Raw genomic sequence first — 15070 nt, 5'->3', positions numbered from 1 at the left:
CATTCTCAACACAAGTTTAAGAATGAAGTCATTGATCGTATCATGCCAGAGATTGTGCAAAGGGTCGTTAAGTTCTGTGATGGGTTATCTTGACTAAAATTGTTATTTTGAGATATGAGAGTTGTGATAGGTAAGGAGTAATTTTGCCTGCTTACCCGTTTAGATTAAAAAATTACGAGATCAGTAATTTGCCTATTTTTCAAAGTTTTTTTAATACTACTATAGTTGTCTTGTGGGTCTATATGGTGCGCCCTTAGTTGTTCTATATCCAAGTTCCGAAATTAAATAGAGATGCTTTTTAGCACGTGAGGAAATGACATACAGTAGCCTTCTAGCAACATAATCTTGATGTGTATCGCCACAGCCCATTATATCATTCCAGTGTGGTATTTTCCCTTCTAACAATCCGGTGCATATAACGACTTCGTATTCGTCACCTTTGGTGGAGTGCGCAGTTGTTATTTTTACTCCACTGGAGGAGGAGAAAAATTTTTCTAATTCTGAAGCTTTGTAGTCCATTTTATACTTCGTCATCCTCGCCCTTGTTGCATTTAATATGCTTTTCATCCCTTCATGAAATAGGTCATTTTCTGTTAGTTCTATTCTGAGTCTTTTGCAAAAGCTAACGATAATTTCTTCTATCCACTCGTCAATCTCTTTATCAAATTGCACGTTAAGTGAATTAACTGTTCTTAGTATAGTTTTAGGGTTTATAACCTCTTCATCAAAGGATATATCGGTTAATTTTTCTGAAAGCTCGTTAGCGTACCATTTTCTTTTTATATAATTGTGGATACTTGGTTTAGTAAGTACTAGTCGAATTAATATCAGCCAAAAGTTATCTTGATTTTTGGGAATAGGCGAGATTAAAACACCGTCAATATTAAAGCCTTTATTTAATGTACTAATGTTTTTTGACATATTAATTACATCGAACCAGCTAGGGCACAGAATTGCTATCTCTTTCTCAGGAATACCTTCTGTAAGGTGCTGCTTAACAATATCTGCCACATAATCAGCAAGGTTATCTTTATGAAGGCTTCTCTCTAAATGAACGACAGAAGGGTAGTTTCTTAGATTCGATTTAGAGTCTATTCCATAGCCTTCATCTTGGTATTTAGGATAATGATTAATTATTTTTTGACTACTGCGAAAGCAACCTGTCAATCGTTTTTCTTGTAAAGAGAAATCGAGTTCAAAAAAGCTCTCTAGCTCTGATTTACTTTTAACAATTGCACCTAGTCCAGTGTAAATTGCCTGCTCTCTATCTCCTATCAATGTTATTTTGGTTTGCTTCTGTTTGATAATACATTTCAGTATCTCATACTGCATTACAGAGGTATCTTGATATTCATCTACAAGTATATGGTAGAAAAGGTTTCCTAGTCGCTTACATAACTTAGGATTAGATTGTAGGAGACGATGGCTAATGTTTAGTATTAAATCAAAATCAATATAATTGTTTTCTGCTAGATATCTATGATAATCAATCGTCAGCTTGTATTCTTTAGTTTCTGCTGAGTATTGTGGGATATTATCTAGATTTAGTGCTGTGTCGATATGGTTATAAGATTTGAAACCGTAATTTTCTTTAAGTTCTGATATTTTGGTTTCTTTCTCATGTTCATCAATAATAATAAAGCCTCCACATAATCTTGATATTATATTGATATTTGGCATTATTATCCATTGAAGGCAGAGTGCATGAATTGTGCCGACCCAGAGTGATTTGCTTTCAACTCCATAGGAAAGCAGTCTTTCTTGTATTGTGTTTGCAGCAATGTTTGTGTATGTAATAGCTACTACTTTCCGCTTACCAATTAAAAGTTCTTCAGAGTTATCAATTATGTGGCAGAGCTTTGAGACAAGCGTTCTTGTTTTACCTGAACCTGGACAGGCTGACAACAACATATTGTCATTGTATACGACAGCATCCATCTGCTCATCAGTTAAGTTTTTATAAGGCATTATATTTCCCAAAAACGTATAAAAGTGTCACTATCATAAAAGCTCTTATAGGTAGCTATTTTTTCATCAAAACTCTTACATTTATTTATTTTGTGTTGTTGTTCTGGATATTCGTCCATGGCTGCTACATTATATTCCATCATTTTTAAAGCTATTGCATCAATATTTCTATCAGAAAGTGAAAACTTGATGGCTTTTAGAATATATTCAGGGATTATGTTATTAATTGTTATATGACTTACCATCTCAGCGGCCAGCCATCCTTTTCCTATTTTTTCGCGAATTTCAATGTGTAATGATATTTTGTGGGTATATCGCTAGAAGTTATATTTGCGAGAACTGTTTTACAACGTGTTTTAACGCTATAGGTTGATTCTATTACTAATTTAAATAGATGAACATTTTCAGCATAACTGATTAATTCAGTTTCAAAGGTGTTTTCTGCGTAAAAAGCACTGACGTATGCATTGTTAACTGTGTAAGCATCTAGAGCAGTCTTTCTATCTGCTCCTGACTTTTGAGCATTTAATTGGGCTTTTATATATTCAGCATCTGCGAAAGTATCATTTTGATGAGTTATGAATGCTTTATCTAAATCAGTGAGAATGGAACAATAGCTGCGGATTCTATCTTCATGAAATAGATCAGATATATGCTTAAATACCGTCCCGTCCATTTTTATTAGGCTAATGCCCATCTCTTCTAGGCTTACTCCTAGCGTCTTTTTGACTAGTGCTGGTATAAGTATTAATTCTGCATCACCCTCTACGAGAATTACACTTTTTGCAAATAGAATGTCACTTCGGATAGCATCAAGATATCTTTCAATACATCGAATATTGTCAAGTTTTAGATTGTTAGAGGGCGCATATACTTCAGTCTTTACATCTTTCCTCGAAAGTATATTCATAGACGAAATATTTGACACAGAGCTTATTTGTGTAGAGTGAGTTGATACGAATACCTGTGTGTTTTTAAAGTTGAAATTCTCAAAAAGTGTTTTCTGAATATGATTATGAATATGAGCTTCAGGCTCTTCAATCATCAAGAAGTGGGTGATATGTTCTTCGTTGTCACGAATTGATTCATATTCATAAAGTTTTAGTGCTAGATATATAAGGTTCGCCCCACCAAGGCTAAGGTCTTCTATTCTTCCAGTTCCTTGATAGCTTAAAGAGTCTTCTATTACTAGACCAAGAGATTGGATTAACTCGATAAAATCTTCTGGAAGCTGTGATGATACTTGGATCTTAGGTGAATAGGTTGAGCCTATGGTATTTACTAATGAGCGAGAAATGTCATTGCTGAGATTTTCGATTTCGGGTATTGAGGAAATTTTTTGATTCACTTTAACTATGTCATTAACAATACTTTTGTCATCATTGATCTGTTTACTTCTTAAGGTTAGTAGCTTGTATAGAGGATTAGTTTTGTAATATTTTAGATCTGCAACTACATTTCTAAGTGCTTTTACGTATGTACAGGCAACTTCATTTACTAAAGAAAAATATGGAGGTTTTTTATTCCCAATCAGTTCTTCACTTTCTAAATTTGGGTCTGGGAATATATATTGTTTAAAGTCTCCTACGTGGTCTCGGTATACGCTTTCGTCAGTGAGGTCGATTTTTGTTCGAACAAATGCTACAGGCTCATAAGTTTCTCTTGATATTGTGTGTGAGGAGCAGAACTCAAGAATTTTATCTTTACGAGTACCAAGGTCTTCATGATCATTACTAATTTGGTGAAGCTCTTGTCTGAATGAAAATTTCGGCCTAAAAATAAAGGTGTAAGTTCCTTTCGTTGAGGTTTCTTGGTCTTCTCCATCATTTAATATGTAGTTCGCTAAAACTTGCTGTTCTTCTGTATCCCCTAAACCAGCAAAATTGAGAGAGATTATTATCCAATGCCCAAACGCTTCTCCTAGTCCTCTGTGAAAATCATCTTTGGAAAGGAATTTCGCATTAGCAGGCAATGAGTCATCTAGAATTAATCTCATGGCTTGGAAAACATTGGTTTTACCTGAGGCATTTTCGCCAATGATGTTGTTTACCGATTTTCTTTTGAACTTAAATTTTTCCTGTTTGAAGTTTTTATAGTTAACGATGGATAATTGGCTAATATACATGATGTTATGGCGCCTTAAACTCTTGTTGGATTTGTAATGTCATAGATTTATTGTGTAGCATAAAATCATGTGATATGGAATCAAGAGTTTATGGAATAAGTTAAACATTCCATTGAATACTGGTAAAGCAATCTAATACGTAAACCAAACCTGATAGCTCAGGATATGAAATATCATATTTCTAATCCCTCAGACTAAATGGAACTGGGGGGTAGCATTAATACAGAAACTTATAAAGCTCCTTTGAGTCGATTGACTCCAAGTGAAGTGGACTAACTGTGTAGGGAGATGGCTGAAGAATTCGTTTTTTGTTACCTAGTTACAGTATGTACTAGATGTACTAGCGAACTCAGCCCAATCTTCCATTAATCCCTTACGTTTTTCTAGATAAGCTCCACGTAAGTAAGCTGCTTCAACTTCATCTGGTAGCTTGTGTGCTAATACATGTTCACAGACTTCACGAGGATAATCTGTTTTATCGGCTGACCAATCACGGAAAGTCGAACGAAAACCATGTGTTGTGATCACTCGATTTTGCTTAGGATCAATATAGCCAATACCATCTTCTTTTAATTTCTTGTCATGCATCCGTTTAATTAAAGTTGTTAAAGACATATCGGACAACATACCACCGCGTGGAGCAGGGAAAATAAAGTCACCTAGTTGAGGATGCATTTCTTGATAAAGTAGTTCAAGTAATCTAATTGCTGCTTGTGATAAAGGAACTCGATGTTCTTTATCAGCTTTCATTCGTTCTTTTGGAATAATCCAGATTTTATTTTTAAAGTCGATTTCTTTCCATAATGCACCAAATACCTCACCTGAGCGACAAGCCGTTAATATGGCAAATTCTAATGCTTTGGGAGAAATTCCAATTCGATGTCTCAAGTCATGAATAAAACTAGCCACTTGCATATACGGTAATGAAGGATGAGGTCTGGACTCTTGCTTTAAATTTCCAAGAATGGGTTCTAAGTTACCTTTCCATGATGCGGGATTATCTCCAACAAAATATTCCATAGCTTTAGCATAATCGAAAATAGTTTCTATTCGACCACGAACCCGTTTTGCTGTTTCATGTATTTCTATCCAGATAGGCTCAAGTGCTGCAACAATATCCGTTTTAGTAATAGAGCCAATCACCCGATCACCAATAACAGGATAGATATAGGTTTCTAGAGTAGATGACCACTGTGCAATATGTTTTTCATTTTTGAGCTCACGTGTTTTCTTCTCAATTACAATCTTGGCGCATTCACGGAAAGTTTTTTCACGCTGTTGTTTAAGAAGTAAAGCTTCGCGTTGTTCCTGTTTATGTCGAAGAGGATCAATTCCGTTTCGGATTTGTAATCTTAGTTCAGTAGCTTTTGCTCGTGCTTCAGCTAAAGAAACTTCAGGGTAGGGACCAAGACCAATATCATGGCGATGTGGTTTTAGCTTTCCATTTTCACCAAAGTGCTTTCCAAAAGTAGCGCGTAGAATCCATACACGAGAATTACCTTCAACATTCAAACATAAGCCATCAACACCCCCTACAGAATGTCGTCCAGTCTCTTTAATTTTTGATACACTGAGTGCTGAAAGCTCTTTAGATTTTTTTGGCATCTACCTTTTACCCCACAACCTACCCCTCAAAGAATATTGGAAAGAGCTAGATTGTGCAAGACTGTATTGGATGATTTTTGTTTTAATATATTGAATTATATAATTATTATTTATTATATTGGACTGTATAAGACTGCTGTTAGACGGACACCGCTTCCGCCAAATTCTTAAAAAGCCCTTGTTAATGACGAGGGCTTTTTTTTATGCCTGTTATTTTATCTTCAGCCCACCTCATGCTAAAACGTAGATTGGAATAGTCCGAATCCCCTATTCTTATTTTCTCAGCCATTTTTTTAATTGAACAGTCTAGTGTAATTATAAACTGCTCAAGTGAAGAGAAAATATAGTATGGGAGTGATTCAATATGACTATTAAATTGTAGGAATCGTCCCACCATCAATCACATATTCAGTACCTGTAATTGCAGACGCACGGGATGATGCCAAAAAAGCGATAAGATTTGCTATTTCATCAGGTTTAGCAGGTCGTCCCATAGGAATTCCTCCGATTGAATCCATAACTATCTTTTTACCACCCTCGTAATCTGTGCCAGCTTGTAAAGCCAGTCGCTCTGCAAAAGCAATAGATGCCTCTGTTTCAATCCATCCGGGCGAGACTTGAACAACCCGAATACCTTTAGGAGATATTTCTTTTGATAGGCTTTTACTATAAGTCGCTAGTGCCGCTTTTGCAGCAGCATAAGCTGTCGTAGCTTCTGGTAACGGAAGTGAGCGTTGTATTGACGTAACATGGATTACAACACCTTGGCCTTGCTGAATCATATCGGGAATTAATTGACGATCAATACGTATTGCAGGCATCAGATTTAGGTGAAGTTCTTTATACCATTCTTCATCGGTTAATGCTGCGAATCCACCTGCTGGTGCAGATGAACCACCAAGAATGTGTATAATTATGTCCACACCGCCTAATGTCTCTTGTACCGCTTTGACGACAGTTTCACAACCTTCTGGAGTTGTGAGATCAGCAGAAACAAAATGTGTATTATTTGGTAAATAATCTGGTTGAGTTCTAGCAGTGGTTAATACTGTTGCACCAAGTTCATGGAATAACTGAACTGTGGCAGCACCAGTACCTTTTGTACCTGCCGTGATTAAGGCACGTTTTCCTTTTAAAGTAATAAAATCTTGCATTAATAAATCCTCAATTTAACAACTTTGCCATTTTCAAGTGTGAACTGAAACTTAAGTTTCACAGGACTATTCGGAAAGTTGCCGCTCACTTGTGTTAAAACCGTGCTGATATGGTCTGCATTAAAAACCTCAATAAGTTCAAGAAAATATTGGTATTTTTCTTTCATTGCTAGCCACCATGTACGAATTTCCACAATTCCTCTGTATAGACTATTTTCATCTTCAACAATGGCAGAGTCAGAAAAAATTTGGTTTAAAGCATCTACATCGTTTGCTTGATTAGCATCAAAGTATGCGCTAACCACTTTTGGTATATCTTTCATGAGTCGCTCTTTTTTGAATGATCCAAATTGGTGTTTTAAATTTTATAATTTGACGATTGTTCTAACAATCCGTATAAAATGGGATGTTTAGTTGAATAAATCAGGATAATGGAAAAAGCAAATTTAAATGATCTAAAAGCAGTAATGGCAATTGCCAAACGCGGAACGTTTCGTGGCGCTGCGATTGAACTTGGGATGTCTACAACAGCTTTAAGTCATGCAATTAGTAAATTAGAAGAAAATTTGGGTGTACGTCTGTTTAATCGAACAACACGTAGTGTCTCATTGACAGAGGCAGGCAGACTTTTTGTAGAACAAGTCGGGCCTGCTCTTCAGGATATTCATAGCGCTTTAGATATTGTACGTTCGCAGAGAGAAACACCCTTAGGTACATTAAGAATCAATGCGGCCGCATTTGCAGCGAGAGAAATTATTTCTCCTGTGATTATCGAATTTCTTCGACGTTACCCAGAAATGAATATTGATTTGGTGACTGAGGGTAAACTTGTTGACATTATTGCTGATGGTTTTGATTTAGGTATTCGTGTTGCCCATCTTGTTCCAAGTGACATGATTGCAGTGTCTCTTGGTAAACTTCAAAGATATGTTGTTGTTGGTTCGCCTGAATATTTTGAGCGTTACGGAAAGCCAAAAATACCAACAGATCTTTTTAAACATAAATGTATTCGAGTACGTCTCCCTGATGGTGCATTATTTAGCTGGAAGTTTGAAAAAAATGGAGAAATTATTCAAATTGATGTGCAAGGACCGATTACCCTCGATGAAGCAAGCTTATCAAGAGCTACAGTATTAGAGAACATTGGCCTAGGATACTTTATGGAACAGGATGTTCGTGCTGAAATTGAGTCAGGTCAACTTGTTTCCGTGTTAGAGGATTGGATGCCTTGTATGTCTGGACTTTGTTTATATTATTCAGGAAGACGTAACCAATCTGCTGGTTTAAAAGCCTTCCTTGCTCTAGTTCGTGAAGTAGCCATGAATAATGAGTAATTCGTTGTATATGAATTTTGAGTAGTGGAATTAGAAAAAATAGTCTTCACTTATAATTGTTTAAAGAATCATTTATTTTTTACCTGATTATTCCTAACTTGTTAGAACAATAATTCTTTATGTTTTTCTAAATGAGTTCCACGTTAACGTATAATTTTTATCCCACAAAGAATATTATAAAGAGCTAGATTGTGCATGATAATGTTGGATAGATTTTTTCTAATTTTTTGAAATATATATTTTTATTTTTTAGCCGTATCAGAGAAGAGTTAGATAAAAACCGCTTCCGCCAGATTCTTAAAAAGCCCTTGTTAATGACAAGGGCTTTTTTTATGCATAGGACATAAATTACAGTCATAGTTAGCTTAAATATTGCTAACAAATCCTGAAAATTTCATATAAATCAAATAAGTACATATTTTAATCAAAACTGTTTTATTTATATAATATGTTTTTTATTATCAGTGCCTTACCAAGAGCACGTCTATATATCAAAATCGAACAAGTTATTTGTAGAATATTCACTTATTGATATATGATGATCCAATATTTAGAAACTGATTCAAAACATAATTCTATTGTTCAGCGAGCAAGATCAAGGAAGAAATAAGGCTGAATTCAGGCTTCTAAACCCTTATATATCTGGAAATTACTTCCAGCCAAATATTGCATTTCGACCCAATGGTTGGGAATGCTTCGCTCTTTTGTAGAGTAGGCGTTTCCTATTTTAGGATGTATCTATGAAGAAATTATTTAGTGTCTTGTTCAGCGCATCTGTACTCACACTGACCGCATGTAATAAACAACCTGCACAAACTGAAAATACAGCACCAGCTAAAGACAAAACTGAGTCAGTACGCACAATTAAACTTGTTTCAACAGGTTCAGACACTGACGTATGGAAATATGTTGCAACGCTTCCTGAGACTAAAGAAGCGGGCATTAAACTCGAAGTGACTAACTTGACTGACTACGTTGTGTTGAACACATCTGTAGCAAGTGGCGAACAAGACGTAAATGCGTTCCAGTCATTTAACTATTTAGCAGCTTACAACGCTTCAAATACTGCTAAAGTTGCTGCTGTTGCAACAACTTACTTGGAACCAATGGGCCTTTATGCAAATAAAGTTAAAACTGTTGATGAGTTCCCACAAGGCGCTACAATCGCGATTCCTAACGATACTGCTAACGAAGCGCGTGCATTAACATTATTACAGTCTGCTAAACTCATTAAACTTAAACCAGACTTTGACCCTGTAAAAGGGACAACGAATGACATCGCTGAAAACCCTAAAGGTTTAAAATTAAAACCAATCCAAATGACAACAGCAGTTCGTGTTAAAAATGACGTTGATGCAATTGTATTGGGTAATACATTGGCACTTGAAGGCGGCTTAAACGTACTGAAAGATTCTATCTTCCGTGAACCTATTGACCAGTCTACAAAGCTTTATGTGAACTTATTAGGTGTGGCTGAAGCGAATAAAAATGACCCGATCTATACGAAACTTGGTGAACTTTATCACTTACCTAAAGTACAAAAGTTTGTGAGCGAAAAATTTGCAGGTACAAAAGTTGAAGTGAACAAACCTGTTTCTGAGTTTACTGACATCAAATAAGTAATTTATTTAATTTAAAATTATTTTAAAGCTAAGCCTCGGTAATCGGGGCTTAGCTTTTTTATTTAGAGTATTGTGAGTAAATTAACCAATAGTATATAAATGACTATCATTTTTTATTCCATGTAATAGTCATTTATATAGAATATTGTTTTAGAGCTCTTTTTGTGGTCTTCTTTTATTCGTAGTTTCTCTTACTTTGGGAGTTTCACCTTTGGGACTTTTTCTAAGAGGGACGCCAGTCTCAAGTTTTTTTTGTGGCTCATCATATTTATAGTATGCAAATAAGAGCTGAATAAGATTAATAAGAATACTTAAACTAAGTTTATGTTTTTTTATGCTGTTTGCTTCTGCTCTATGAGCGGCATCATTCCCTATATAGCGGATATCATCAAGTAACTCCCTTTGTTTAGTTGAGATATAACCTTCACTTTCAAATTTTTTTAAAATTACTCCTAAATCATCATCTTTAATAAAGTGTTTACATATTTGCTCTAACAATGTTCTCAATCCTAAACCCGATAAAATTTCAAGCTTATTATTAAGAGCTATAACGACTTCATTAAATGTCTCTTGAATAGAGTCGGGAAGGAGATCAATGACATGATTTATATTGCCTAGCTCTTTATCCCTTGTAGGATAATAGTTAGGGCGTGTAGTTCTTACCCATTCAGATTGACCATATTCATCAGACACTTCTTCCATATCATAAGTTGAATAGAAATCTGTTCTATATGTTATAGAGTCACAATTTATACATTTTAATAGATCGTGTTCAGCATAATAGTTATCATCTTCAGTGCTTTCATGAGTTTCTAAACCAACTATGAATTCATGTTTTATTTCACTTTTGCAATGCAAGCAATAAATATTAGTTAGGCTCTTGGATATATTTCTCGAGTTATATGGAGTATTAGGAAGGATATATGTAATATTCATTTTATGTATGTTGCTATAAAAATTAGTATAGTACTCTCTTATCTAACATGTTGGTATAGAAACAAATAAGAATTTAGTATAAATAGATATTTTTTAAAATGTTTTGATTGGGTTTGATAAATAGTTAATTATATAAATTTATAAGATGATTATAATGATTTTTATAGTATATCCTTTTAAAGTAATTTGAAAATGTAGCTGTGGGATAGTTTGACTCTTATTTAGGTGCTAATAGTTTTTATTTTTTAAAATTACATTGATAAGACGATAATAAAAAAACATAATCTTATTGAAAAATAAAAAAATAGCTCTATTTTAGTTTAATTATGAGTAAAAAGAGTTTAAACGATGAACTTGGATTCAGAAAAACAAGAGTACGAAGAAAGATTAAGGTATCGACTTAAAATTCTTTCAGAGAAATTAAATGAAGGTAAAGTTAAATTTGCTAGACACCTAGTTGATGATTTTAAAGAAAGTATGAGAAAGATTAAATATGATGAAAATGGCGAGATAGTTTTAGATTCTGTTGATGGACGCATCCGTTCAATGGCTCTTGGTATAGAACAAATTGATAGTCGAGATAAATTAAAAAAACAAATTTCGTTGGTTGAAATTCAAAACCTATATTTTGAACTCATAGAGCAAAATTTTGGAGAATTTTATGACAAGATGAATGAGCTAAGAGAAAATCCTCATAATATTGCTGATTTTTTATCTAGGAAAGAAGATTTTGTTGATGGAATGGTTGAGCAAATCCCAAGTTTCATGGAGGCAATTTTAGAATTTTGGAGAAATGTTGGTGACGTGGGATATTGGCATTTAGAGGATAGCTTTGACAATATTACTGGAGTATTTGGAGGGGATCTGTTTCCAGCTCATGACGAAAATATTGCATCTAAATGTGGTATCTATACGGATACTATAGTTTTACCTGATCCTTATGTTAGATCTATTCATGTATTCAAACACTATCCTAAAGAAAGCAAAGTTTATTTTCTGATTAAGCATGCGCTCAATTTATTAAAGTATAAGAAATTAGCTTGTACAGATACGGGAAATCCTATTGTAGTTATTCTTCCAGATTTATCAAATTTAGAAGAAAATGGTAGAGATTTTATTTATCAATTCTCTCAACAGGATGCTTTAATTCATGGTAGTAAAATATTTGGAAGAAACTTTGAAAATATAGAGGAATTTGATGGATTTTGTTTAAGTTTAGATACTGTGGAGAAAACATTAAAAGCAATAAAAAATAAGGAAAGAGTTTTATTTGATAGTGAGTGGAAAGATTCATTGGATACTCAAATTAAAAGAGCTTTAAAATCTAATGAAATGAAAGCTTATGGTCGAACAGAACCGGGATTATTATTCCGAATGCAAACTGTAGGTAGAATGACAGTTACTAATGAGTTGCTACTCAAAGCTCGACAACTTTCAGGAACTCCAATTATAGAAGCGGCAACTTCTTGGCAGTTCTTTAACTGGAAATTGGAATATGATGCTGAGCAGGCTCAGGAATATTATGGTTCTGAGAACTTACATATTACTAAAGGCTTGACTGATTTATCTCAAACTGATTTACCTTGGCTAGGGAATATTCCACCTGAATCATTATTAGAGTTACGAAAGCAAGGCGCTTTAGAAGAAATTAGAAGTATCTTAGGCACTAATATTAAGGAGCTAATAAAAACTAATCCTACTAATTGTTTTAGAACTAGGGATCAGATATTAGAAAATATTGAACAAAGCTTTGATAAACATAGGAAAAAACTTGATGAGTTAAGGGCAAAAAATTGGAAATTTGCTGGAAAAGATATTGGCTCATGGGTTGTTACAGGAACTTTAGGAATAGGTGCTGCTTTAACTGGTGAGGCAACGTGGGGGTTAGGAGCTTGGGTAGCAAATGAAGTTATGGATGCGCCTAAATTAAAAGAAATACCACAAAGATTTCGTGATTTGGTTGATCAAAATAAACAAGTAAAGCAATCGCCAGTTGGAATGCTTTTTAAAGCAAGTAAAAGTTGATCTATTAATTTCCAATGTCTTCAACTAAATAGCTTTAATGTTTTTCGGTTGTAGTTTCTCGCTCATTGTAAGATAGAGTTGATAAAAAAGCGGTTATTAATTTAAAACTAGCCGTTTTTTTATTTTCGATATTTTCATTTCATCATTTACCATTTCTATTCTTAACTATCAAAACTAATATATCTATGTAAATTTCAATCCCTTTATAAACCCCCATTTAACAATAACTCACTCATTATTTATCCTTACTTTTTAATGATCTAATTTAAAACAAATGTCATTTTGTGTGCTTGACTGCAATAGGGCGGAGCACTATCCTTTGCCTGCTGGCCACATTGCCAGTCGGTTTTAGCAGACCGCATCAAACGTACATTAAAAGTTTCATACTTTTAGTGTTGAGCCCTCGTGCCCCCTCTGCGGCGGAACGGGAGGGGGACACCTTCGGGTGTGCTGGCCACGTTTGACCAGTCTGCTAACCCCCTTTCGTTCTGCCACCATAATTCCTATTCATGTCTGGCAGAACTCCCAATAAAAAGGAGTTGGCTTTGCACATCCATTATTTCTTGGCAGCCTTTGCCAAAGTCTATATCGACACAACTTAAACTTTTAAAGCAGTTTGATGGCCATTGGGCTTTTCAGGCTTTAAATCGTCACGACCAAAAGCTTAATCAACAATAAAACTTGAGATGTGCCAAGCACAGTCTTTACGGCTTTGCTATGCCTTTTTTTCTCCCAAAAAAGTATCTCGCTTATCTACAACAATAATTTTATAACGGTAAAACTATGCGACATTTAGTGATCTCACCACGTGCCATACAAGTCGTAAATAAATCGATTAATCTATTTCACAACCACGGATTTCATACCGTTGGAATAGACAAAATCGTGAAAGAATCTCAAATTCCAAAAGCGACTTTTTATCATTATTTTCATTCTAAAGAACGGTTTATCGAAATCTGTATGACTGTGCAAAAAGAACGCTTAAAAGAAAAAGTAGTATCAATTGCTGACTACGACCAAGGTGCAGGTGTAATGGATAAACTCAAAGCACTTTATCTTTTACATACCGATTTAGAAGGGCTGTACTATTTATTATTTAAAGCCATTTTTGAAACGAAACTGACCTATCCCAAAGCCTATCAAATCGCAGTGAGGTATAGAACATGGCTACTGAATGAAATCTATAGTCAACTTATAAAACTAAAAAACGATGCGACTTTTCAGGATGCCAAACTATTTTTATATATGATTGAAGGCGTAATTATTCAGCTTTTAAGCTCAGATAAAACAGGAGAGCGAGAGATGATATTAGAATGTTTTTTGAAGCAGTTTAAATTTGGCGAGCCTATGTAATCTCTACACATTTTTAAAGGAAATCAAATTTGTAAAAGCCCTCAGATGAGGGCTTTATATATTGCTTTTCTAGCTGAGCGATTCTTTGAGAAATCCTTCTTGGCCAAATAGCTTTTCTCGGAATTCGGCTTCGAGGCGCTCTGTTTGCATGTGTAAAGGATCAAAATTTTCATCTCTGACATCAAGCATATCCACAAATGCTTTCGATAAAATTCCTAACCGATTAACTCCTCCAAATCCTAAATAAATACCATCTTTCAACTGTTTTAAGGTGAATCTAATATCTTTTCTTTTCAAAATTTTTATCCAATATTCAAACATAATAGGCATGATAAGTTTTGAAACTCTAGCTAAAGCTGCTTTTCTGTTTTTGCTAGAATTTCCTCCTATTGCATTTAATACATCAAATGCGACCGATTTATGTTCAAGTTCTTCGAGTGCATGCCACTCCCAAAGATTTCTGCTCTCTTGCGTGGTTTTTTGTTTAATTAACTGGTCTGTGAGTAATAGGCGAGCGAGTGTAGCTGTATAGTGTTCCATTACTACTGTCGCCGCGACTTGTTCGACTGTTGAAAGTTTACGTAATTTATCCAATCGTGCTTTGGTTTTGGCCTCAATCTCTATCACTTCAGGATAATTAGAATGGATGAGATGATTGTTCAGTGTTTTATGTTCACGGCTATGAAAGGCTTCTTGAGCAATAAAGGCTCTGATATCTTCTAAAAGTTTTTCATCCTTAATTTGGCTTCGAACATTTCTGATACTTTCAATAAAGAACATTTCACCTGGGGGAAACATAGCTGAAAGTACAACGAATAAAGACGTAACGACAGGATTTTCTTCATAATAAAAAGAGTAACTTTTATTCACATCGTAAGAAAGTTCAACATTACGACGAACAATTTTTTGATTTGTAGCGAGAGCTGTATTCATTTTTTTAACTCATCT

Annotated in this window: 12 protein-coding genes; 4 read left to right on the top strand and 8 right to left on the bottom strand. The window is 34.7% G+C overall.

Translation table 11 applies throughout. From position 1 onward, the window contains the following. Positions 1–219: 219 nt before the first annotated feature. From RMB03_RS19525 to RMB03_RS19500, 6 genes are all read right to left on the bottom strand, one after another. Positions 220–1968 (bottom strand): ATP-dependent helicase, encoded by a 1749-nt coding sequence (locus tag RMB03_RS19525; protein WP_311077300.1) that lies wholly within the window; start codon positions 1966–1968, stop codon positions 220–222. After that, positions 1968–2213: a hypothetical protein gene (locus RMB03_RS19520; protein ID WP_311077299.1), complete on the bottom strand. Its 246-nt coding sequence runs from the start codon at positions 2211–2213 to the stop codon at positions 1968–1970. Before RMB03_RS19520 ends, RMB03_RS19525 begins: the two co-directional genes overlap by 1 nt. Positions 2214–2236: 23 nt before the next feature. Further along, positions 2237–4093 carry an AAA family ATPase gene (locus RMB03_RS19515; protein WP_311077298.1) on the bottom strand — a complete coding sequence of 619 codons (1857 nt, stop codon included), beginning with the start codon at positions 4091–4093 and terminating at the stop codon, positions 2237–2239. 315 nt (positions 4094–4408) lie between these two features. Continuing rightward, on the bottom strand, positions 4409–5698 hold the full coding sequence (locus RMB03_RS19510) for a phage integrase central domain-containing protein (RefSeq protein WP_311077297.1): 1290 nt from the start codon (positions 5696–5698) through the stop codon (positions 4409–4411). 371 nt (positions 5699–6069) lie between these two features. Then, a complete protein-coding gene (locus RMB03_RS19505) occupies positions 6070–6852 on the bottom strand; it encodes an SDR family oxidoreductase (RefSeq protein ID WP_311077296.1) in 783 nt (260 codons plus the stop codon). Then, complete coding sequence (locus tag RMB03_RS19500; RefSeq protein ID WP_311077295.1) at positions 6852–7175, bottom strand: nuclear transport factor 2 family protein; 324 nt, start codon at positions 7173–7175, stop codon at positions 6852–6854. Before RMB03_RS19500 ends, RMB03_RS19505 begins: the two co-directional genes overlap by 1 nt. Before the next feature lie 108 nt (positions 7176–7283). Between RMB03_RS19500 and RMB03_RS19495 the strand changes: the two genes are divergently transcribed. Together RMB03_RS19495 and RMB03_RS19490 are read left to right on the top strand one after the other, a co-directional pair. After that, a complete protein-coding gene (locus RMB03_RS19495) occupies positions 7284–8186 on the top strand; it encodes a LysR family transcriptional regulator (RefSeq protein ID WP_311077294.1) in 903 nt (300 codons plus the stop codon). 740 nt (positions 8187–8926) lie between these two features. Next, positions 8927–9805, top strand: coding sequence for a MetQ/NlpA family ABC transporter substrate-binding protein (locus tag RMB03_RS19490; RefSeq protein ID WP_017391793.1), 879 nt, complete (start codon positions 8927–8929; stop codon positions 9803–9805). A 153-nt stretch (positions 9806–9958) separates the two neighbouring features. On the opposite strand, the gene RMB03_RS19485 is transcribed toward RMB03_RS19490, so the two are convergent. Then, complete coding sequence (locus RMB03_RS19485) at positions 9959–10744, bottom strand: DUF4145 domain-containing protein (RefSeq protein WP_311077293.1); 786 nt, start codon at positions 10742–10744, stop codon at positions 9959–9961. Positions 10745–11092: 348 nt separating this feature from the next. Between RMB03_RS19485 and RMB03_RS19480 the strand changes: the two genes are divergently transcribed. Next, entirely contained in the window at positions 11093–12769 is a 1677-nt protein-coding gene (locus tag RMB03_RS19480; RefSeq protein ID WP_311077292.1) for a hypothetical protein, read from the top strand. A 783-nt stretch (positions 12770–13552) separates the two neighbouring features. Then, positions 13553–14122 (top strand): TetR/AcrR family transcriptional regulator, encoded by a 570-nt coding sequence (locus RMB03_RS19475; RefSeq protein WP_311077291.1) that lies wholly within the window; start codon positions 13553–13555, stop codon positions 14120–14122. A 69-nt stretch (positions 14123–14191) separates the two neighbouring features. On the opposite strand, the gene RMB03_RS19470 is transcribed toward RMB03_RS19475, so the two are convergent. Then, on the bottom strand, positions 14192–15055 hold the full coding sequence (locus RMB03_RS19470; RefSeq protein ID WP_311077290.1) for a metal-dependent hydrolase: 864 nt from the start codon (positions 15053–15055) through the stop codon (positions 14192–14194). Between the last annotated feature and the right edge of the window lie 15 nt (positions 15056–15070).

The organism is Acinetobacter sp. V91_7 (genome assembly GCF_031799075.1).
Classification (GTDB): Bacteria; Pseudomonadota; Gammaproteobacteria; order Pseudomonadales; family Moraxellaceae; genus Acinetobacter; species Acinetobacter calcoaceticus.
This window is presented reverse-complemented; position numbering and strand designations above follow the sequence as displayed.

Coding starts and splice junctions, on each gene's coding strand:
- RMB03_RS19485 (WP_311077293.1), bottom strand. CDS start 10,744: ATGAATATTACATATATCCTTCCTAATACTCCATATAACTCGAGAAAT.
- RMB03_RS19480 (WP_311077292.1), top strand. CDS start 11,093: ATGAACTTGGATTCAGAAAAACAAGAGTACGAAGAAAGATTAAGGTAT.
- RMB03_RS19490 (WP_017391793.1), top strand. CDS start 8,927: ATGAAGAAATTATTTAGTGTCTTGTTCAGCGCATCTGTACTCACACTG.
- RMB03_RS19470 (WP_311077290.1), bottom strand. CDS start 15,055: ATGAATACAGCTCTCGCTACAAATCAAAAAATTGTTCGTCGTAATGTT.
- RMB03_RS19510 (WP_311077297.1), bottom strand. CDS start 5,698: ATGCCAAAAAAATCTAAAGAGCTTTCAGCACTCAGTGTATCAAAAATT.
- RMB03_RS19475 (WP_311077291.1), top strand. CDS start 13,553: ATGCGACATTTAGTGATCTCACCACGTGCCATACAAGTCGTAAATAAA.
- RMB03_RS19500 (WP_311077295.1), bottom strand. CDS start 7,175: ATGAAAGATATACCAAAAGTGGTTAGCGCATACTTTGATGCTAATCAA.
- RMB03_RS19515 (WP_311077298.1), bottom strand. CDS start 4,093: ATGTATATTAGCCAATTATCCATCGTTAACTATAAAAACTTCAAACAG.
- RMB03_RS19505 (WP_311077296.1), bottom strand. CDS start 6,852: ATGCAAGATTTTATTACTTTAAAAGGAAAACGTGCCTTAATCACGGCA.
- RMB03_RS19525 (WP_311077300.1), bottom strand. CDS start 1,968: ATGCCTTATAAAAACTTAACTGATGAGCAGATGGATGCTGTCGTATAC.
- RMB03_RS19495 (WP_311077294.1), top strand. CDS start 7,284: ATGGAAAAAGCAAATTTAAATGATCTAAAAGCAGTAATGGCAATTGCC.
- RMB03_RS19520 (WP_311077299.1), bottom strand. CDS start 2,213: ATGGTAAGTCATATAACAATTAATAACATAATCCCTGAATATATTCTA.